Source organism: Psychrobacter sp. H29, from assembly GCF_059073055.1.
Map to the genome: position 1 here is coordinate 1,185,317 of NZ_JCACRY010000001.1, position 22,677 is coordinate 1,207,993.

At 45.3% G+C, this 22,677-nt stretch carries 14 protein-coding genes; 7 read left to right on the top strand and 7 right to left on the bottom strand.

The annotated features are described in order from the left end of the window. Positions 1–182 precede the first annotated feature (182 nt). Positions 183–992, top strand: a complete 810-nt coding sequence (locus tag AC5JP1_RS04655; RefSeq protein WP_493843326.1) for a DUF5020 family protein — start codon at positions 183–185, stop codon at positions 990–992. Between the two features lie 91 nt (positions 993–1,083). Here the strand turns inward: AC5JP1_RS04655 and guaD are convergent, their stop codons facing one another. The 5 genes from guaD to AC5JP1_RS04680 form a co-directional block, all read right to left on the bottom strand. Next, positions 1,084–2,538, bottom strand: a complete 1,455-nt coding sequence (guaD, locus tag AC5JP1_RS04660) for a guanine deaminase (RefSeq protein WP_493843327.1) — start codon at positions 2,536–2,538, stop codon at positions 1,084–1,086. A gap of 108 nt (positions 2,539–2,646) precedes the next feature. Continuing rightward, on the bottom strand, positions 2,647–3,711 hold the full coding sequence (locus AC5JP1_RS04665; RefSeq protein WP_493843328.1) for an XdhC family protein: 1,065 nt from the start codon (positions 3,709–3,711) through the stop codon (positions 2,647–2,649). Beyond that, the gene (xdhB, locus tag AC5JP1_RS04670) at positions 3,704–6,277 is read right to left on the bottom strand and encodes a xanthine dehydrogenase molybdopterin binding subunit (RefSeq protein WP_493843329.1); all 2,574 of its coding nucleotides are present in this window, start codon (positions 6,275–6,277) and stop codon (positions 3,704–3,706) included. Before xdhB ends, AC5JP1_RS04665 begins: the two co-directional genes overlap by 8 nt. Positions 6,278–6,341: 64 nt before the next feature. Beyond that, positions 6,342–8,042: a xanthine dehydrogenase small subunit gene (locus AC5JP1_RS04675; protein ID WP_493843330.1), complete on the bottom strand. Its 1,701-nt coding sequence runs from the start codon at positions 8,040–8,042 to the stop codon at positions 6,342–6,344. Between the two features lie 925 nt (positions 8,043–8,967). Further along, entirely contained in the window at positions 8,968–9,579 is a 612-nt protein-coding gene (locus tag AC5JP1_RS04680; protein ID WP_493843331.1) for a flavodoxin family protein, read from the bottom strand. Between the two features lie 727 nt (positions 9,580–10,306). Between AC5JP1_RS04680 and AC5JP1_RS04685 the strand changes: the two genes are divergently transcribed. Next, positions 10,307–11,563 (top strand): YeeE/YedE family protein, encoded by a 1,257-nt coding sequence (locus AC5JP1_RS04685; RefSeq protein ID WP_493843332.1) that lies wholly within the window; start codon positions 10,307–10,309, stop codon positions 11,561–11,563. Between the two features lie 86 nt (positions 11,564–11,649). On the opposite strand, the gene AC5JP1_RS04690 is transcribed toward AC5JP1_RS04685, so the two are convergent. Then, entirely contained in the window at positions 11,650–12,546 is an 897-nt protein-coding gene (locus tag AC5JP1_RS04690) for a purine nucleoside phosphorylase YfiH/LACC1 family protein (RefSeq protein ID WP_493843333.1), read from the bottom strand. A 139-nt stretch (positions 12,547–12,685) separates the two neighbouring features. Next, positions 12,686–13,801: an RluA family pseudouridine synthase gene (locus tag AC5JP1_RS04695; protein ID WP_493844434.1), complete on the bottom strand. Its 1,116-nt coding sequence runs from the start codon at positions 13,799–13,801 to the stop codon at positions 12,686–12,688. Between the two features lie 826 nt (positions 13,802–14,627). On the opposite strand from AC5JP1_RS04695, the gene AC5JP1_RS04700 reads away from it, so the two are divergent. From AC5JP1_RS04700 to AC5JP1_RS04720, 5 genes are all read left to right on the top strand, one after another. Beyond that, the gene (locus AC5JP1_RS04700) at positions 14,628–15,836 is read left to right on the top strand and encodes an outer membrane protein assembly factor BamD (RefSeq protein WP_493843334.1); all 1,209 of its coding nucleotides are present in this window, start codon (positions 14,628–14,630) and stop codon (positions 15,834–15,836) included. A gap of 138 nt (positions 15,837–15,974) precedes the next feature. Continuing rightward, positions 15,975–18,185 carry a DNA primase gene (locus AC5JP1_RS04705; protein WP_493843335.1) on the top strand — a complete coding sequence of 737 codons (2,211 nt, stop codon included), beginning with the start codon at positions 15,975–15,977 and terminating at the stop codon, positions 18,183–18,185. A 529-nt stretch (positions 18,186–18,714) separates the two neighbouring features. Then, positions 18,715–20,637 carry an RNA polymerase sigma factor RpoD gene (gene rpoD, locus AC5JP1_RS04710; RefSeq protein WP_493843336.1) on the top strand — a complete coding sequence of 641 codons (1,923 nt, stop codon included), beginning with the start codon at positions 18,715–18,717 and terminating at the stop codon, positions 20,635–20,637. 220 nt (positions 20,638–20,857) lie between these two features. Then, positions 20,858–21,817: a bestrophin family protein gene (locus AC5JP1_RS04715; protein WP_493843337.1), complete on the top strand. Its 960-nt coding sequence runs from the start codon at positions 20,858–20,860 to the stop codon at positions 21,815–21,817. Between the two features lie 426 nt (positions 21,818–22,243). Further along, positions 22,244–22,627, top strand: a complete 384-nt coding sequence (locus AC5JP1_RS04720) for a YbeD family protein (protein ID WP_493843338.1) — start codon at positions 22,244–22,246, stop codon at positions 22,625–22,627. Positions 22,628–22,677: the final 50 nt, after the last annotated feature.

The window sequence follows — 22,677 nt, forward strand, 5'->3', positions numbered from 1 at the left end:
TTGAATACTCTTTAGGGGTAAGCGTATGAATGCTATTTATTGATTACTACTTAAAAACAGAACCGGTCAATAGCACGCTTATTGTTAGTTGATAGTGATTTTCAAACAACAACCTATTTTATGAATTATCAAAGATAAATTTAGGGTAATTAATATTCCATCGTACATAAAGGAGTTACATTTTGCATTTTGATTTACGAACGAGCCCACTCTCCACCTCTAAACTGTCTAATCAGAAACCATTTAGCCCAAAGCCGTCTTTGCTTAAACCGTTGTCAATGGTAGCAGTTGCTGTCGCCGCTTTCGGTAGCATGTCTAACCTCCAAGCTGAGACCTATTTTACCGATACGAGCGTTTCTGTACTTTACGGCAGTGACTATGACCTTGTAGAGGATGGAGAGCTGACGACTGTTACATTAGAGCATGTCTCTGCGCACGACTGGGGCGGTGTATTCTTCTTTGTCGATCGAAATCAAGGTGCCAATGATATTGAAAACAATAGATTTAGAGAAACTTATGGCGAGCTGTCTCCTACACTCAAAATGGCGACTTTTGACAATAGCTTTATAAAGCAAGTTAATTTAGCCGCTACTTATGAATTTGGCTCAAACAGTACTGGCTTTGATCAAGACAATTATTTGGTTGGTATTGGTGCCGATCTAAATATCCCTATTCCAGGGACAACGTACGCGTCTGCAACGCTATACCATGCTTTTAATGACAATATCGATGATGATCAACAAATCACCTTGACCTACGGTTGGGAGCGTAACAATTTTGTAGTGGACGGCTTTATCGATTATTCATTTAATAACGATGATATTGAAGATAATATTCATATCAATCCGCAAATCAAATACAATCTACAGGAGGTGCTCGGTATTGATAACCGCCTAGAAGTCGGCATGGAGTATAGTTATTGGAAAAACAAATACGGTGTCGATGGTGTCAATCAAAGCGCTCCTAGCGCCCTAGTAAAGTTCCATTTTTAACACCGGATAAAGATACCTTTATTCATAAAACCCCCTGCTCCTATTTGGTAGAAGCAGGGGGTTTGTTCTTAAGAGATATCTACTGGCTGCGCTATTGGTGCAAGCACACACTGATATATTTGTCCTGTAAGGCAGCGCTGCAATAGCGACTCACGCCTGCAACGACTGTCTGTTCGATCACTCTATCATCACCCAGCATCATAAGTACAAACAGCTGCTCTTCAAGCGTTTTGGTCTGTGCCATACGTCGCTCCATCAGCTCCGTCGCACCCATATCTATGATGACAAAATCGGCTTCTTTATTGGGCATAAAGTTACCGATCTTATCATCCAATAGCAGCGACTGTGCATTACCCAAAGTAATCTGATACAACCCTTGATGCGCTGACAACTGATTGCTCTGTAGTTGCTGAACTTTATAAGCCTCTGATAACGTCGTGAGCATAGACAGACTCGTCCCTGCCCCAACATCGGTGGCGATACTGACACCAGTATAACTTAACGTCTTGGGTAAATCGAACAGTCCACTACCCAAAAATAGATTGGACGTCGGACAATGTGATATCTGTGTCCCAGTCGCGCGTAGGCGCTCATACTCTGATGTCTCAAGATAGATCCCATGCGCCAAAGTCGTGCGCCGACCTAACAGACCCATATCATCATAGACATCGAGATAGCCTTTGTGATTGGGATACAGCTGCTGAACAAAGGCCACCTCATCACGGTTTTCTGCCAAATGCGTCTGCAAATAGACACTATCATAACTGGCATATAACTCGCCTGCCAGCCGTAGCTGCTTCGGTGTCGAAGTAATAGCAAAGCGCGGGGTGATGGCGACATGCTGACGTCCGCGCTCATGCCAGTTATCAATGATGTCTTGAGTATCGCGGATACTTTGCTCAGCAGGAACGCACAGTTGCTCAGGCGCATTTTGATCCATCAATACATTGCCCGTGATCATACGCGTGTTGAGCTTGTGGCTTTCGGCAAAAAATGCCTCGGCAGATAGCGGGTGACTGGTAGAGAAAACCATGGCACTGGTCGTACCATTTGCCAGCAGTTGGTTTAAGAAGAACTGCGCAGTGTCGTGCGCGACTTTTGGATCAGCAAAATTGGCTTCGGTGACAAAGGTATAGTTGTTGAGCCAGTCGAGCAGTTGCTCACCATAAGCGGCAATCATATCGATTTGCGGATAGTGCACATGGGTATCGATAAAACCTGGCATGATGAGTTTATCGCGATAGTCATGCACTTTAACTGCTGGCTTGCCCTCTGCATTAGCATACGTCGATAAGATAGTCTCGCTACGACCGTACTCTACAATGCGTCCTGTCACATCATCTACAACAAGCGCACCATCAGCAATATATTCAGGGTAAATGCGCTCGCCTGCAATCACGGGTAATAACATTGTGCTTTGATCAATGGTTGATACCTGTGCATGATCAGGTTGATTGGTGTTCGCTATTTTAGAGGGTGTACGCTCAGTACGATCGCTTTCGGTCAAATAATGCAGCAGTCGAGCTTGATAAATATGTAGGGTCATTTGGTGGTCTCACATGGCTTAATAGTACTGAGCGTTTTGATAAATAAGTACTGAGCATTTTGATTGTTTAATAAAAAGTGACACGGTTTTATGAGGTAATTAGTTCCTTCAAAGAGCAGCCTGATGATAACGCTGTAGCAACTGTGCCACGATAGAGACTGCTACTGCCATCGGTTCTTTGCCGCCGATTGATAGTCCAATGGGCATGACGAGCTGACTCACTAATGACTCACTATAACCGCGCTGAATCAAACGGTCTCTAAAACGTTTGGCTTTGGTGGCCGAAGCAATGCAGCCGATATAAGGTACTGGGATATCTGAGCGCTTATCATCAGCTGAGCTGCTATCAGAAATAGTATCTAATGCTGCTCGCACCAGCTCAAAATCAACACTATGGTCATGCGTCATAACTAAAATAAAACGCTGACCGCCCTGCTCTATAAATGGACGCACAAAATCTACAGGATCGTCATCGATATGCGGACGGATATGCGCTGGTAATTTGTAAGAGGTTGGTTGGGTTGATGCTGTTTTGTTTGATGCTAATGGTCGTGCTTCAGCATCGTTATGTGATATTGAAGTGTGGCGGTTACAGTCTGTCTGATCTGCTTTATCAGTATTTGGCTTGTTGTTTAAATAACGCTCAAACATCTCTGGGCGACTATCTACCCAATCTACCTGACATGGCAATTCAGCAAGAATGGTCATGAGTGCTGAGGCCACATGCCCTGCCCCAAATACCAGTACTGACATCGGCGGTATCACATTAAAGCACTCGAACATAACGGTGACGCTACCCCCGCAACACTGTGCCAATTTCGCACCCAACGGGTAATGCTTGGTATAAACCGCGTCTCGGCGTACCGCTTTAGAAGGATTTGGCGCGCTTGTATCATTGACTTCAGATACTTTTGGTTTGACTTCCTTTGATACCGTTGCTGAAATCTCACCGTTCAGTAGCTGACGAGCAGTAGTAATCACATCATGCTCTAGACCACCGCCGCCCAGCGTATCTACGATGCCATCCTGCGTGACGATCATTTTTGCCTGTAGCGAACGTGGGGCTGAACCATTCACAGCCACAACCGTCGCCAACACATGAGCGGTACCTTGCTGCTGATATCGTGCCAGACCTTCATACCAGATCACTGGCGGTGCTAATGACTCACTCACTGTGCGCAGGGCCTCTCGCCCCTGCAACATTCGGATGCTCTATCGCTTCTGGCTGCTCATCGGTCCTTTTGCCTGTCACCTCTTTTGGATCGATGTCTTTTGCATGGCGCACATCTTGCGGCATGACCTTGTCGTTATAAAGGTCGCCATTTTCTTCTACGCCTGTGGCAAGGCTATCCATCGTATCCTTGTCTGCTTTGGTCTCTAGCTCCCATGAGGCACCTTCCATACGCATCACTGCCTTTAGTACCGCTTCTGGCGTTGCAGGCATGGTCAGCTCTGGATTCTTTTTATACTCACCGAGACTAGCCACTGCATTATTGAGTGCGCACCAGACACTGGCTGCCAACATAAACGGCGGCTCACCAACGGCTTTAGAGTTATAGATAGTTTGTTCTTCGTTTTTGCGGTCGTATAATTTGACATTCCACTGCTTAGGTAAGTCATGCGCAGTTGGAATTTTATAGTTGGCAGGACTGTCAGATGCAAGCTTCCCTTTATCATTCCAGATCAGCTCTTCTGCTGTGAGCCAGCCCATGCCTTGCACAAAACCGCCCTCAATCTGACCGATATCAATGGAAGGGTTAATCGACTGCCCTGCATCATGTAGCACGTCACAGCGCAGCACTTTGTACTCCCCTGTCAGCGTATCAATCTCAACCTCAGCGCAGGCGGCACCTAGCGCAAAGTAAAAGAACGGACGACCCCATGCTTTAGAGCGATCATAAAATATCTTAGGCGTTTTGTAGTAGCCAGTAGACGACAGACTGATACGATTCTGGTACGACAGCTGAATCATCTCAGCAAAGGTTAGCGTTTCTTTATCACCGATATAGACATGGTTATTTTCAAAGCGTATGTCTTCTTGTGCCACTTTAAAATGCTCAGCTGCAAATTCAACGATGCGCGCTTTGATGCTCAAGCAAGCATTTTGCGCCGCTTTACCATTGATATCAGTACCTGATGACGCTGCCGTTGGCGAGGTGTTAGGTACTTTATCTGTACGCGTCGCTGATACCTTGACCGTATCCAGATCCACATCGAACTCATTAGCGACGATCTGGGCGATTTTGATATATAGTCCTTGCCCCATCTCTGTACCACCGTGATTGAGATGGATACTGCCATCGGTATAAATATGTACCAGCGCACCTGCCTGATTGAGCGTCTGCACCGTAAATGAAATACCGAATTTGACGGGCGTTAGCGCGATGCCTAAACGCTTGTCACTACCTTCAGCAGCAGCTTTTTGATTGGCTTCTATGATTTGCTGACGTCGATTGTCATAATCGCAATCTTCTGCCAGTGTGCTCATGATGGTCGCCAAATCGAAATGCTCAATGGTCTGACCATAATGCGTACTTTGACCATCTTGATATAGATTGGCTAAGCGCACTTGAAGTGGATCTTGACCCAAGGTATAGGCAATATGATCCATCATATATTCAGCCGTCATCAGCCCTTGTGGTCCACCAAACCCGCGATAGGCTGTATTAGATACCGTATGTGTCTTGCAGCGATGACCTGCCACATGAGCCGCTGGATAATAATAGGCATTATCACAATGGAACATCGCTCTGTCGACAATGGCATCAGACAGATCTGGCGCATAACCGCACAGACCAGCCAACTGCATGTCGACGCCTAATATACGACCTGACTCATCCAAGCCAACCTCATAGCGATTGGCAAACTCATGACGCTTACCGGTCACAACCATGTCGTCTTGACGGTCTAGACGCATACTGACAGGAACGTTATGGCGCTTGGCAATGATACCGCACAGACACGCCCATGCCGCGGCTTGCGTTTCTTTGCCGCCAAAACCGCCGCCCATACGGCGCACGACCGTATTGACCGCATTGAATGGCAAGTCTGTCACTTCAGCGACGAGCTGCTGCACTTCGCTTGGATGCTGCGACGACGTGTATACTTCCAGCCCACCATCATCACACGGCACCACGTAAGACACTTGCCCTTCAAGATAAAAGTGCTCTTGCCCGCGCATATGAATATGACCTTCGATACGAACTGGCGCGTTCTCAAGCGCCGTCGCGGCGTCACCGCGCTTCATAAAATGACTCGGACGCACAAAAAACTCTTGCTCTAGCGCTTTATCGATACTCAGCACCGCTGGCAATGGCTCATATTCAACCACGGCTTTAGTAGCCGCTTTTTTAGCGGCGCGATGACTGCTCGCTACTACCACAAATAGTGTCTGACCCACATACTCTGTAATATCATCAACCATGAGTGGCTCACCATCGAACACCGCACCGATATCTGTTTGCGCCGGTAAATCCTGGAAACTTAGAACGTCTACAACCCCATCCGCCTCTCTAACAGCACTCAAATCCATACTCAGGACACGTGCATGAGCATGGCTGCTCTTGCCAACTGCTAAATGTAGCGTACCTTGTGGTTTTGCAATATCATCTACATAGGTTGCCGTCCCCATGACATGACTGATCGCACTATCATGCTTGGCCGAGGTGCCAATTTTGTTTTTTGGCGGACGCACACGGCGAATACTATAACTGTCGAATAAGGACGAATGATGGCTCATGGCAAGTCTCTTCTATTAATACGCTTTTATTGATGCTGTTTTTAATTTTTGACAATGATGACGATTAGGCACTCTCAGTCTGCATAGCTGCTGCCAACTGCTTACCGCATTTCATCAGTAGACGCTGTACCACATGCATGCGGTATTCACGGCTGGCTCTGACATCAGTCATCGGTGTCACATCAGCAGATAAGCGTTGGGCTGCCTTCTCAAAACTTGCCACTTCAGTAGCTTGTCCCATAAGTGCTTGCTGGCACTTGGTCGCTAACAATGGTATCGCTGCCATACCACCAAGGCCTAGCTTAGCACTCTCAATGGTTGCACCATCTGCTGACACATCCAGTCGCGCCGCAAGCAAGCACGCTGAGATATCATCTTCGTAACGTTTGCTAATCTTATGAATAAATAAGTGCTGATTGTCTTTCATCAAAGGAATATGAATAGCGACGACGTAGCTGCCTGCTTGTAGCTTAGTCTTTTTATAATCTAAGAAAAATTCTGATAACGGTATGATCTCATCCGTATGAGACGAGCCACTTGACGCTTCAGTATTAGTCGCACAGTGACGCAAATGAATTGCAGCGTCCAATGCTAAAAGAATCGGTGGCAGATCACCAATCGGCGACGCGTTGGCTATATTGCCCCCAATGGTGCCCATATTACGAATTTGCGGAGAGGCAATACGCTCAAACACTTGCGCAAAGGTTGGGAAGTGTTGCTCAAGCACAGGCAGCATCTGTTGATAGCTCATGCCAGCACCTAGTACTAGTGACTGAGCTGTCAGCTGTTCGCTATCCGACTTATCACTATTAGAGTCAGGTTTTGCGTCAAGTAGCGACCATGACTTTAATGCCTCAACACCTGAGAGCTGAATAATGACGTCATGATCGATTAGATGCTGGGTTACGCTCAGGCCTAAATCCGTGCCACCTGCCCAAATCGTTGCCTGCGGATTGGCTGCCAATACTTGATTAAGCTCATCTACTGTTTTAGGCATATACAACTGTCGTCCAGCATCAGTCAATGCAGCTTCAGTATTTTTTTGCGCTGTATTATCTGGTTCAACTTCAGTTAAGGCAGTATGAGGGGCTGCTGATTGTTTTGTACTACTCATGGCATCTGTCGCCAAACTGACCGTCAGATCTTTCACCGCTGACTGCTCTACCTGTCTTTGCTGACCGATATCACCCATCAGTAGACCCGCTTCAATAATCGGACGATAACCTGTACAGCGACATAGGTTGCCAGATATCGACGCGACTACCTCATCATAGCTTAATGGCTTGGCATCACTTTGTTCACTGTCATTCTGATTGGTTTGCAAACGCTTGTTTTCGTAAACACAAGCCAGCGACATCACAAACCCAGGGGTACAAAAACCACACTGTGATCCATGACACTCGACCATCGCTTGCTGGGCGGGATGCAACAAGGCACGATCGGGGTGATGATCAGGATTGTCTGCTAAGTAAGCCGCTGTCATCACATGATGGCCATCCATGAGCGAGACTAGCGTGATACAGGCATTGATAGTATAGAACGGCGACGCAGTGCTTTCATTACTGCCGTTTTCGACATCAGACGACTGCTGGTTGGTTGTGGGTAAACGCTGAACCATCACCGTACAGGCACCGCAGTCACCACTACCGCAGCCTTCTTTTGTGTCCATTTGGCCTTCATACAATCGTAGATACTCAAGCACCGTCGTATTGGGGTTAAGCTGGGTTAGCTCTTGGATTTTTCCATTGAGATAAAAACTAATCATAGCAAGGCTCGGCTAAAATAATGAAGATAAAAATAAGGAATTTGACGGCTCAAACACTCAGCTTAAGCATCCGACTTGTATCGTATTGCAACTGTTTTCGTATCATTCATGGGTGCTACAGCCTGTAATTTATTGACTGCTCTGTGGCACACTTGCAAGATACCAATACATTGACGACAGTACACTTTTATAGTAAATAAACGGATAAAAAATATCAGCAATCATCAGGCAGTTTCGTTAGAAATTCACAAACAGTTTAGAAACTAATGCTAGAGATATAATTTTAAAGATACAAGATACCTGACTATTTGGTCAGCTTTCAACATATTATCACTATTCTTATTTACAATACAACCCATTAGGATGCCTACCAATACTACCGAATAGTTGATATATAGACGGATGCTCACTGGTTCTGATTGATATGTGTAGTAGCAAATATATTGCCACTACACATCAGCTTTAATCATGTGCGGAACAGAAAAAGCGAAGTAATCAATAAAGTAGGTTGCCATTGAATAAATAATTCTTTTAAAAACAAAGCCAAACACATATATCTTGTCTAAACTTTTATAGCTGGCTGGTTTTTATATATAATAGCTAAAATACATCCAATACTTTACTGCCATCGCTTATGATAATCGGTAGTAGAAAAATATTACTGGTCAACACTGCCCTCGAGATACGATCATGAAGTCATTTAGCTTTATTTATTTGTTGGTAGTGACGATAATGCTGACAGGGTGTCAGGCATTTCAGTTTGTTGACAGCCCCATCCCTGTGACCGCTGCCCCTACTACTACGCTAATTGCTCAATAGAGACTCGGTACAAAAACTCTCTCCAAGATAAATTTGGCATAAAAAAAAGCAGACATCATAAGGTGTCTGCTTTTTTCTTCTACTAGTCTGTTAGCTATCCGCTCGTCTAGCTTTTAGTATCAGTTGGTTGGTGCTTGATAATAGTCTTTGCCAAATGATCACCGAACCAAATAGCGGTGTCGATATCCCCTTTTCCTGGTGTCTCTTCAGGTGGACCATCAAGCGACTGCGTCATCAAACCCAAAAAGCTAGATAAACGGTTTAAGTCATGTGACTCATGACCTGTCGGCATCAAGGGCAGACCGATCCAGTTCATGCCATGCTGCATCGCATATAACGAAATTTGCTGTAGTACAGCAAGCTTATCACCGCTCAAACCGCCCGAGTTGGCAAAGGCTGCGGCCCACTTACCTTCCCACTTACGGTTGTACCAGCGCTTTGAAGTCTCATCCATAAAGGTCTTAAATTCAGCGGTCACGCTACCCATATATACTGCACTACCGAAAACCAGCAAATCTGCCTGATCTAAATAGTCCCAATCAATATCATAAATATCGACTGCCTTTGCTTGAGCTTGCGGCAACTGCTGATGCGCACCTTCTACGATCGCTTCAGCGACACGCTTGGTATGACCATAATTACTATGAAAAATAACAGCGATTGATACGTTGGGCGTGCTATCAATAGATGTTTCAGACGATTTAACAGGTGTATTCATACGTACTCTAATAATAAATAATTGGTTGGATAATGAAGATTATAAAATATCGGCTACTTAGCGATAGTCAGTAGCTTGTGACATCGCTTTGATTGGTAAAGGCGTCATCATTATCACTGATAAGTAATCGAGTGCTGACAAGCGACTCTAGGCAATTGATTACTAAATCAATCACTTTCATGGACAAAAGCGTCGATGACAACATTTCTAAATGGTAAAATCTCTAAATGACAAAGCTTCCACATGACTTTTATACGTCAGCGTACACGTATCATCATATATGCGATGAACTTCATTGAATTCAAGCCTATTGTATCAGACGTATTTTTATTTTTGAGTTATTTGTTAGATTCCAACCTATCAAACTATCAGGCTACGCGGTTTACCAAACGAGGCGCTAGGCACGATCAATACAGCCTAGAGTCTTACCTTAAATAGACGTAATGGCCTTCATATGCTGATAACCCTTATGTTTAGTAACTATATAGACGACTATCAACCTCGAACAATATCAGCAACTACCTCCTATATTCCAAATAATTATATGCTAATTCAAATTATTCTACTCGCTTCAGGTTTACATTACGCTTAATAGGATTAAGATGTAGCGCTTCTCTTAATTTGACCGTGATACGACTTTTCAACTCTGTAGACCTGCATATATATAAAACAAAAATTCTCATAAAAACGATATCTGATAAAACTATCGGATAAGGAAGCTATTACCTTGACTACTACTCTCGTTCAACCTGTAAACGATACAAAAGACCCCATTGTCAGAGACGATCTTGCTCTGAATCCCCCGCAAAAACCCTTGATCATAGGGGGCGGTATCGTAGGATTAATGGTGCTTGTGTATCTACTGGCTACCCAGCATATCTCTCAATCATTGCTACTTGGCATTGGGCTGTTGTTGGGCTATACCCTCTTTCATGCACGCTTTGGCTTTACCTCTGCTTTTAGACGCATCATGGCGGTAGGCAATGGTCAGGCGATGCGCTCACACATGCTGATGCTAGCGGTTGCCGTAACCTTGTTTGCGCCCATACTTGCTTATGGTACGACGCTATTCGGTGGACCTGTGGCAGGTTATGTCGCACCGTTAGGTGTCAGTCTGATCGTCGGTGCATTCGTGTTTGGTATCGGCATGCAGCTTGGTGGAGGCTGTGCCTCTGGTACGCTCTATGCGGTAGGCGGCGGCCGTTCAGTGATGTTTATCACCTTTATCTTCTTCATCATAGGCGCGACGATTGGCGCTTATCATCTGCCGTTTTGGACAGAGGAGATGCCCGCAGCTGCGCCTTTTTCTTTGGCAACATCCACAGATCTCGGTTATACGGGGGCATGGCTATTGTCTCTTGCGATATTCGGTATCATCGCGTGGGTGACTCTGATCGTTGAGAAAAAAAGAAACGCACCAAAGATGGCGCCCGTACCCTCTGAGTCTGGCTGGAGAAGAATCTTTCGCGGTTCTTGGCCACTGTTTGCTGCCGCTATCGTATTGGCTCTACTTAACGGACTGACACTGCTCACGCGTGGTCAACCGTGGGGGATTACCTCTGCCTTTACATTATGGGGTTCTAAAATTGCAAGCGGCTTTGGTATGGATGTCGCCAGCTGGGGCTACTGGCAGGGTGCTAATGCAGCAGCTCTAGAAGCCTCTATCTTCGCAGATTCGACCACGGTACTAAATATCGGTATCATCGTCGGTGCGTTTATCGCTTCTGCAGCGGGCGGCTTATTCAAATTTACCAAGATTACCACAGGTAATTTTGCAGCGTCTGTCATTGGCGGGTTGATGATGGGATATGGCGCACGTTTAGCATTCGGCTGCAACATTGGCGCTTATTTTGGCGGTATCGCTTCTTTTAGCTTACATGGTTATATCTGGGGCATACTCGCAATGGCAGGTACGTTCTTAGCACTGTATTTACGCCCTTTGTTTGGCTTATCAGTGCCAAAATCTAGCGATTCTGTTTGTTAATACAAATTTAGTTCTTAAATAAAAAAACAGCAGATTATTCTGCTGTTTTTTATTGCCTGCTAAATCTGTATATAATTAGAGCGCTTCTAACGGCGCACAACGACCAGTGCCATGCGGCCCGTTGCTGGCTGCTGCATATGGGTCTGACGACGGTAAGAGTAATAGTGAGTATCTGCGTAACTACAGTTAACTGGCAAATCATTCATAATGGTAGCGCCAGCCGCTTCTAACTGCATGGCAGCAAGCTTCGGTAAATCCAGCTTGACCTTGTCATCGATAGATGGGATAGAAAACAGCGTCGCAAAATTATCGATATGTTCCTGTGATAATGCCTGATGCTCTATGCATCCTGCTAGTAGCTTATCGCGAACGTCTGTATTTACTTCGTAGTTAGCCTGACTGATACAGACCCCTATCCAAGCCTGTATAGCCCCTGAATCGATAAAGCGCTGTACCGTCTCTTGAATGACGCCACACGCCAGCCCTTGCCAGCCTGCATGGATCGCCGCTATTTTGTCACTGGTGGGCTGATATAAGACAATCGGCACACAGTCTGCCGTCATTATCGCTAGTCCGCGCCCACGTTGTTGGCTGACCATTGCATCAGCAGCCAATGGCGTCATACTCAACGTCGTCGCATCAATATCGTGGATTTGCTGTCCATGGACTTGACTGACCCAATGTATACTATTGATACTGCCATACTGCCCATCTGTCGATGACTCACTTGCCAGCTGCTCATTGATAGCAGCTAATAGACTCATGCGGTTATCTAGTACTTGCAGTGCATTATCATTGACATGAAGACCTAGATTCAGCTCACCATAATTTGACTGACCCTCATACCCCATACACTGGTTTTTGGTAACAGAGTCATCCATATCATCATACGCAAACGCAGCCGTTTGAAAAACAGCCACTTCGTCCATTTGCGCAAGCATTGTCATTGGGAAGTTATTTGTTATCGGAAGCTTGTTTATCATGACTGCTCTACCCCTTTATCCACCGATTACCTCACGATGAGGTTGGTTGTATCACTGCCGTAGACTAGATAGGTATCATACCTGTGTATAGCAATGACTCAACCGCAGCATTGTTTCCGTAGCTTTGTTTCAGCAGGTTTTACTCTTCATCATAACCATCGCTTAATACGGCTATTAGTTTTTGCATGTCTTCTGGTAGTGGCGTAGTGACTTCGATATCTTCACCAGTCGCTGGATGAACAAAACCCAAAGTATAAGCATGCAGTGCTTGGCGCGGGAAATTATTAATGGCTTGGCGCTGTGCTTCTGACAACCCTGCACGCAATTGACGACGACCACCATAAACACGGTCCCCTACTAGCGGATAAGTCACATGACTCAAATGCACACGAATCTGATGGGTACGACCCGTCTCAAGCCCCACATCTAGCAGGCAGTAGTTGTCATTAAGGGGCGTCACTTTCAGCAAATGAGTCACCGCTTCACGGCCTGCTGTCATAACTGTCATTTTGGTACGCTGCGTACGATGGCGTCCAATCGGTGCATCAATACGGCGATGACGCAGCAAACTTGCTTGGTCACCTGCTACCACACACTTATAGTGACGATAAACAGACTTGTCTTTTAGCTGCTCCATGAGTGCCATTTGAGCAGGTTTGGTCTTACCAATAAGCAGCAGCCCAGAGGTGTCCTTGTCAATACGGTGTACCAGACCAGCACGCGGTAGATGGTGCTGCTGCGGATAATGGTATAGCAAGGCATTGACTAAAGTGCCAGTTTGATTGCCTGCCCCAGGATGGACCACCATGCCGACAGGCTTATCGATCACCAGTACCTCATCATCTTCGTAGACCACATTGATATCAATATCTTCTGGCTGATCTTCGCTATGCTGCTGCAGCGTCGTTGATAGATGTAGCACATCATCTGCTTTTACACGGACCTTTGGCTTTTGCACTTTGCCGTTATATAGCAAACTGCCGTCAGTTATCCAGCCTTGTAACTGCACACGCGAAAAGTCTGAAAATACTTGCGAGGCGACTTTATCAATGCGCAAACCAGACTCTTCTTCTGTGACGATGTGTGTCATATCTACGACTACTGGCACCGCTTGACCTGCTACTGGCGCTTCATCATCGTCGCTATCATCTATATCATCTGCATCGCCATCATCAATGCCATGCTCTTCAACACCATAATCGTCGATGAGCATATCGTCGTTATCCAGTATTTCATCATGTGCTTCATCAATCATTGTCTGATTATCAGGTAGCTCTTCATTATTTAAAACGTTATTTGGCATTGGTGGCTCTTGTGCTGATGAATCAGTCTTTGACGATTGATTCTGTGATAAATGGGTAGTCATGGCGTTATTGTTCATAGCGAATTTATACATATTAAGACCCTTAACAGATAATGATAAGGCAGCCTTAAAAAAAGTAATAAAAAAATTATAAAACGTTGGCGTTTTTTGACCTTTAGCTGACATACAAAAGTAATCAGGACTCAAAAAATCGGAAACAATATCGCCATAGTGTACCATGTCACGCGCCCAAGCCCTATAAAAGTGGCTGGTATCTATCGATTTTGAGCGTTTAACATTTACCCCTTAGCTCTCTGGAACATAACATTGCTGTAATTTACTGTATATTTGTTCCAGCCAGTGATATTCGATATCGCTCGTGATAGCCGCTCATGTTAAACTGCTTGTAAAATACCTGTGGCGAAAAAATAGACGAAGCTGACGTTATTCTATAAAGTGTAGCCATGTTTTGCTGTATGCTATTGCACTATATTTGAATGCTTTGTATTTGAATGCCCTGTTGATATGCCGTATTTGAGTGCCGTTGTATTTTATCAACAACGTTTGCTCTCTATATCGTTTGACTGTGATAAAACACGCATGCGCGGCTGAACATTTATAAATTTTTCATAGCTTAATCAGTTCTATGAGTAAAACACGTCATAACAAAAACTGCATTCGATAAAAACCTTATTATTCGTGAATTGTTTTTATCACTAACCTTTTATATAGCATGATAGCGCTGCTGCTATTATGCGTCTTGTGTCGGAGAAGAAGTATGCAAGCTGTTGGCAATACGTTTATCAAGCTGTCCTCAATAACCTTACTTGCGCTTAGCGTCAATCTAGTGGGTTGCCAAACTTTTAAAAACCTAACGGGTGCCAAAGACGTCGATGCGGTAGAAACTGCAGAAAAATCAGAGCAAGGTTACTATAGCGATGCCGTTGCTCAAATCGATAAAGGTCGTTATCTCCAAGGTATTGAAGAATTGACCAATTTGCGTACTTTTTATCCAACTGGACAATATGCTGAGCAAGCATTGCTCGACATGATGTACGCACAGTATGAGGCTGATAAATACGAGATGGCAGCGGCAAGTGCTGAGCAATTCATCCGTCTATATCCGTCTAACCCGCAAGTCAGCTATGCTTACTATGTACGCGGCGTTGCCAATATGGAAGGCTCATCTGAGAGCTTAAAGCTATTTAAACTCAACCAAGCAGAGCGTGATACTGCGTATTTGCGTATTGCTTTTGCCAACTTCCAAGAACTTATCAACAAGTATCCAAACAGCCCTTACGCACCAGATGCCGCTCAGCGTATGACCTTCATCTACAATCAATTTGCTCAAAGCGAGATGAGCGCAGCCAACTGGTATATCGAGCGTGAAGCTTATGTGGCAGCTGTCAACCGTGCCAAATGGGTGTTCCAGTACTACCCGCTTAGCGAATCGATTCCAGATGCCCTAGCCGTCTTAGCCTATAGCCACGACAAGCTTGGTCTAACAGATTTAGCAGACGAGTACAAAACTCTCTTGCAAATCAACTATCCAGACATGTTGACCAGCAACGGCAGTGTGAAGCTAAGTACCAAACGTGATCGCTCTTGGCTCAACAAAGTGACTTTTGGTAAGCTTGGTCGCTCAAACACAACTGACAACTCAGTGGCAACTGGCGAATATAACGGCGCGACTAAAACTCAGATGATTCGCAATGCCAATCAGCTCAGACTACCAAGCGATAATGGTGTAAGCGCTGCTCGTGCAACCGCTGCCAATACTGCGATGGCCTCAGGCAACAACGGCATCAATGTGGGTCTAGGTCTGCCAGAAGCATCGGCTGAACGCGTGACCAGTCAATCAAGCACTGGCTCTACGGCGAGAGAAGCCAACGTTGATCCACAAAACATCAACCCAACACGCCGCACCACCCTAGATGATAGTAGCAATAGCATACTACTGACCCCATCAGATATGGACGACGAATAATCCCATTCAGTGACTGGGTTAAGTCGACACCATCTGTATGATTAATAATAAGGCCAACACCATGTTGGCCTTATTTTTCTAGTGGTATGCTATTCGCTCTGCCCCAATATAATTGACCTATGGTAAACTGTTTTTTGTATGAGCATCCCTAACCATATTCTTGAACAATTAAATAGCCAAGCTGACCTGATCAGCATTATTGGTCGACATACCACGCTCAAACGTGCTGGTAGTGAATATAAAGGCTGTTGCCCCTTTCATGGTGAAAAATCACCCTCATTTTATGTCAATCCACAAAAAAACATCTACCACTGTTTTGGCTGTAGTGTTGGTGGCAATGCCATCAGTTTTTTGCGTGATTATGAGAGCTTGACCTTCATTGAGGCGGTCAATGAGCTGTCCAAACAAACGGGCATTGAGGTACCAAAAGAAGAACAAAAAAACGTCAGCTACCAGCGCCGCGCACCCAAACCTGTGCCTCCGCCGCAGGAACCAAACCGTTCTAGCGTAGCCGTAGATCAAGCTGTCAATCAAAGCCATCCAAATGATAGCGACTCAAGCAAGAGCAATATAAAGCAAGCCCATTCAGATCCTAGTCATGCAGATCAGAGCCACGCAGATCAGAGCCATGCAGATAACCGCGACCAAAGCTACATGGATCAGCCCAGTTATCCAGATGCTCAGGGCTACGATAATTTCCCGCCGATAGATGCTTACGATTCAGTGCCATACGCAGCGGACTCATATCCGTCCGATTATTCACAGGATGATGGCTACCCGCCAGCATGGCTGACGGACACCGATGCAGGCATAGCTAGTATTGAGACGACTGACCAAGATGGCAATTTATACGAGCTGCTAGAGCAAATTCAACAATTTTATCAGCATAACCTAACCACTCACCCCCATGCCAAGCAGTACTTTTTGTCTCGCGGACTCACTGAAGAGACTTTTGAGACTTTTGGTTTAGGTTACGCGCCATTTGGGTGGCAACATCTTGAGCATCAGTTTCCACAAGATATCGAAGGACTCAAAGCCTTGGGGCTAGTGCGCCAGTCAGAATCTGGCCGCGACTATGATCTGCTACGCGATCGGGTGATTTTCCCTATTCGTGATAATCAAGGTCGTACCATCGGTTTTGGTGGTCGAGCGCTTGACGATGAAGTTAAGCCCAAATATATCAATTCCTCAGACTCGCCTGTCTTTCACAAGCAGCACGTACTCTATGGCTATTACGAGTCGCGTCAGCAGCGTGCCAACGACTGGCTGGTGGTCGAAGGCTATATGGATGTGATTGCACTGTACCAAGCCGGTATCTATGGCGCTATTGCGTCAATGGGTACGGCCATCAACGAAAGCCAGATATCACGTTTATTGACTCTAAACCCAACCTTGACCTTGAGCTTTGATGGCGATAGTGCCGGACAAAAAGCGGCTTGGCGTACGCTTGAAGTTGCACTGCCTGTATTGGCCGATGACAAAGAGCTACGGTTTTTGACCCTGCCCAACAATCATGATCCTGACACGTTTATTAAAAGTCAGGGCAGCGATGCCATGCGTGAGCAAATCGCTAATGCCATGCCGCTATCACAGTATATTTTTGCATACTTGAGTGAGCGCTATGACATGAGTCTGGCTGAAGGCAAAGCCAAACTCATGTCGCAAGTACGCTCGTTGACCACCGCCTTACCTAAAGGCAGTAGCTTTCGCTATTTGCTCAACAATGATGTGTATCAAAAGCTGGGCGGCAAGCGTAGTCAAAATGTCGAGGCCAAAGATGCATTGTTAGATTTTGATGGTGACATGACCATCAGTCAGCAACTGCAGCTTTGTTTTTTGTTTCAGCCGCGCGCGTTAGTCGATGATCCTATTGAGTCAATATGGCAACAGTCTGGTCTTACAAGACTAAAACTGCCAGCCCACATACAAAAAAAGGCCGCGAGCGATGCATTGCGCGCTATCGCATGGGAAGACTTGCAAGATGCTGCGCTATTGAATGTCGTCACGACCATCAAGCGTTGTATCACGCACTTACCGACAGACGCCAATGCGGCGGCACACTTTGTATTATCCAACCTTGATCATACCAATCAAGTAACATTGAGCGGTAGCTGGGGCGGGTTTTATAGAGCATTAACAGCAAGGAACGTCCTCAGTCTTGATGACTTAATACAAGAGCTCGTAAGCTCACTACTTGAACGTAATATAAAGAAAAAAATGCAAGAGCTGATAAAAAACCCTGATCATATCAAACAAGCAATCGTACGCATGCAAGCCCAGCACTTGAGTAATTGGCTGCGCGCGCAACATGCCGAACGCTCATCACAGATGGTCACTGTCCAGTCTTAATGCTTAATTTCAAATGTCGACCCTTTAAAAGTTTATCCACTGCCCCCACTACTAATGATTATGCCCAGTAGCATGAGCAGCTCCTATATCATTCAACTGATAATAAATAATCAGTAAAAATGGTCAGTAGCTATCACTAGCTCGTGCTTGAGAGCTGCGGTCTGTGTTAAACTGTGTCGCTGTATATTGACAGCACTGCTTGGTGAATGACTGCGAGCATGCATCGTTAAGCACAAATTTTAGGTATTATTTTTACGTATCCGCTTTTAGATACTATTTTTAAGTACTGTATTTTGAGTACTATATTCTTTTAAGCACCATATTGAAGTTTTTTAGCTGTTTTTTAGCATAGTTATTTTTTTAGCATTGTTATTGTAGTGTTTTGAGCCTTTATTCATATCAACTCATTTTTGATATTATTGACAACCTCTACGCCATATTTTGATCAATCGACTGATAAGATCAACGCAAAGAGCGAGCGATAGCGCGTCACAATATAAAAATGTCCGATGCAAGTAAGCGAGTATTTATGAACGATAAGTCAGTTTCTAAGTCCACATCTCAACTGGCCACCTTAATCCAAATGGGCAAAGAGCAAGGGTATCTTACCTACGCTGAGGTGAATGACCAGCTGCCCGACTCTATTACCGAAAGCGATCAGATCGAAGATATTGTGCAGATGCTAACCGATGTTGGTATCAAAATCTTTGAGTCTGCTCCTGATGCCGATGACATCTTGATGAATGATGATTCAAGTGACGATGACATGGCAGCAGATGAAGCAGCAGCGGTACTTGCCTCTGTTGAGACCGAGCCTGGCCGTACCACTGACCCTGTCCGTATGTATATGCGTGAGATGGGTACCGTTGATCTACTGACCCGTGAGGGCGAGATCTCTATTGCTAAACGTATCGAAGAAGGTATTCGTGACGTACAGCACGCTATGTCTTACTGGCCGGGTACCGTACAGTTCGTCCTTGATGAATATCAAAAAGTACAAGACGGCGAAAAAAAGCTGTCTGATGTCATCACTGGTTTTTTAGACCCTGAAACCGAAGAAGACAAAATCGCTGCTCAAGAAGCAAAAGAAGCGGCGAAAGAAGAGCGTGAGCGCATCAAAGAAGAAAAAGAAAACCCACCAGTTATCAAAGCCAAGGTCAATGCCAAAGCCGAAGCCCTTGATGATGAAGACGAAGATGAAGACGACGTTGAAGAAGAAGCTGAAGAAGAAACCAGCGGTCTTGATCCAGAAGAAGTACGTCTACGTCTAGAAGAGATCGAGCATCTATTCATCAAAGCCAAGCAAGCCTTGCTAGATTATGGTCGTGGTAGCGTACAGGCAGATACTGCGTATGCCCTACTTGCTGAACGCTTTATGATGCTAAAGCTAAACAACCGCCTATCAGATCAAGTCATGGCAATTATGCATGATGTCTATGACGATGTGCGTAAGCAAGAGCGTCAGATCATGCGTCTGGTAATTCGCCGTGGTCGTATGCCGCGCGAAGAGTTCCGCAAGACTTTCCCAAGCAATGAAACCAATGTTGATTGGCTCATTGAGCGTATCAAAGGTAAGCCTGCATTTGCTGGTACGCTAGAAAAAGTCACTGATGACGTCATCTTACTACAACGTCGTATCCGTGACTACGAGCAGCAGCTCGATATGAAAATCCACGATATGAAAGACGTGGCACGCCGTATGGCAGTTGGTGAAGCAAAAGCTCGCCGTGCTAAGAAAGAGATGGTCGAAGCCAACCTACGTCTGGTTATCTCTATTGCGAAAAAATACACCAACCGTGGTCTACAGTTCTTGGATCTGATCCAAGAAGGTAATATCGGTCTGATGAAAGCCGTTGATAAGTTTGAATATCGCCGTGGTTATAAGTTCTCAACCTATGCCACGTGGTGGATTCGTCAGGCAATCACCCGTTCTATTGCTGACCAAGCGCGTACCATTCGTATTCCGGTACATATGATTGAGACCATCAATAAGATCAATCGTGTCTCACGTCAGCTGCTACAGGAAATGGGACGCGAGCCAACGCCTGAGGAATTAGGTGAACGTCTAGAGATGGACGAAGTCAAAGTCCGTAAGGTGCTCAAGATCGCTAAAGAGCCTATTTCTATGGAGACGCCTATCGGTGATGATGAAGATTCACACCTAGGTGACTTCATCGAAGATGGTACGATCTCAAGCCCTGTCGACGATGCGACGTCTGCTGGACTACAAGAAGCCACTCGTGATGTACTCGGCAACTTAACTGAACGTGAAGCGCGCGTGCTCAAGATGCGTTTCGGTATCGATATGCCAACGGATCATACGTTAGAAGAAGTCGGTAAGCAGTTCGACGTCACGCGTGAGCGTATTCGTCAGATTGAGGCAAAAGCACTACGTAAACTGCGTCATCCATCGCGCTCTGAGCATCTGCGTTCGTTCTTAGAGAACGACTAATACTCAAGCCAGCGACACAAAAAAGCCGAGTTTATCTCGGCTTTTTTGTGTTTAACGAATCAACTACAGCGTTATTAACTGCTCACACAGGTTGCTACGTTCTAGGCTGACCTGTGGCTATTGAAGTCAATATTGATGTTAATGCTAATGCTAATGCTAATGCTAATGCTAATGCTAATGCTGTTAGTGTGACCACAAAACCCACCGCTAGGACGCCGATATGATTGTCCGCCAAACCCCAAACGCACTCAAAATATTTTTTACCCTGCGTGGCTCTATTGTTCCCAAGATCTATCCGCAGATTTTACTGACTACTCTACTTAGCACGCTGATAACGGTTATCCAGCACTGGTATCCTAACTCGTTCCCTTATTATGGTACGGCGACCTTTACCTTGATAGGTATTGCACTATCGTTGTTCCTTGGGTTTCGGAACAATGCTAGCTATCAGCGTTGGTGGGAAGCGCGGACGCTATGGGGTCAGCTGGTCTATGATTCTCGTAGCTTAGCCCGCCAAGTGCTGTCCTTTATAGATGAGGACAATACGACTGCCATAGAGGATGGTAAGGATAGCAACGAGACTGCACGCGATACTCAGCGAACGATGATATATCTGACCATTGCTTTTGCCCATGCTGTACGTCATCGATTGCGTGGTACTGAACCATGGGAGGATATCGAGCCTTTTGTCGCATCGACGCATCATGACCATATGCACCAAGCGAAAAACGCCCCTGACTATATAATGCGCCTGATGGGTAAGCAGCTTAGCGATATTCGGCGTCAGGGACTGGTATCGGAGCAAGTCATACAGAACATGGACGAGCGCCTGACCTCGATGACGATTGTACTGGCAGCTTGTGAGCGTATTCACAACACCCCACTGCCATTTGCTTATATGCTGCTGGTACATCGCACGACCTACCTGTATTGCATTATGTTGCCCTTTGGTCTGGTAGCCTCACTCGGTTGGGCAACGCCATTGATTTGCGCGGTGATTGCTTATACCTTTTTTGGTCTGGACGCGCTGAGTGAAGAGTTAGAAGAGCCTTTTGGCTTTGCCGCGAACCAGCTACCTTTGACTGCCTTGTCACGCACTATCGAGATCAATCTACGAGAGGCATTGGGAGAGACGGATATCCCGCCTGATATCACTCCCATCAACGGCTATTTGCAATAGTTTTTATCAATAGCTATTGATAAAAAGCCATTTGGCTTATTACCTAGCTTCAAAACAGACTAAATACAGACTTCACTTGAATAATTGCCGATAGACCACTATAAACAGTGCATATATTTTCTACCTAATATAGCTATTCCACTATAAAAGTAGACAGCGTTGACCTCGCTTGAAGTATCACAGTTAAATCTACACTCGGTTGCCTTGTACTACTTTTAAATTGAATCGACTATAGCTTGACTGATTCAAATGCCATTTACGACCATACTGAGCCTGTCTCAGATTTTTGCGTTATGATTTTGGCATGACTCAAGCAGATGTCTGACTCACTGGATGTCTATAGCGGTGATTTTTTCATTATTAGTTACTTACTACTAGTTACTGATTGACTTTTTCTTATTTCCCTATACAAGCGAGGCTCATATCATGAGTGATGATTCAAACGACAACAATTCAAATAACCCAACCAGCAATCAGCCATCAGTGAAAGTCACTGATCTGACGCCAAATAAAGGCGTCCTAAAAGGCAAAAAAACGGATATCCAAAATCCAGAGCTTTGGGATTTTCCAATGAACTACCCGCTCAGTATCATCGGTCATGAAGGCGAGCATGAAAGCTTACTCAATGAGATAAAGCTCATCTTGGGTAGTCAGTTCCCTGATTTTGATCTGGCGTCTATCGAAGTTAAGCCATCAAAGACAGGTCGTTTTCACTCAGCACGGGTCAATCTATACCTAACGGCTGCTGAGCAAGTCAACGCGCTTTATGCGTCACTTGATAATGCAAAAACGGTTCGTATTGTGCTGTAGACAGCTTAGAAAACTTTAACGCCTTTTTAGTCCAAGTCGTCACTCGCTAG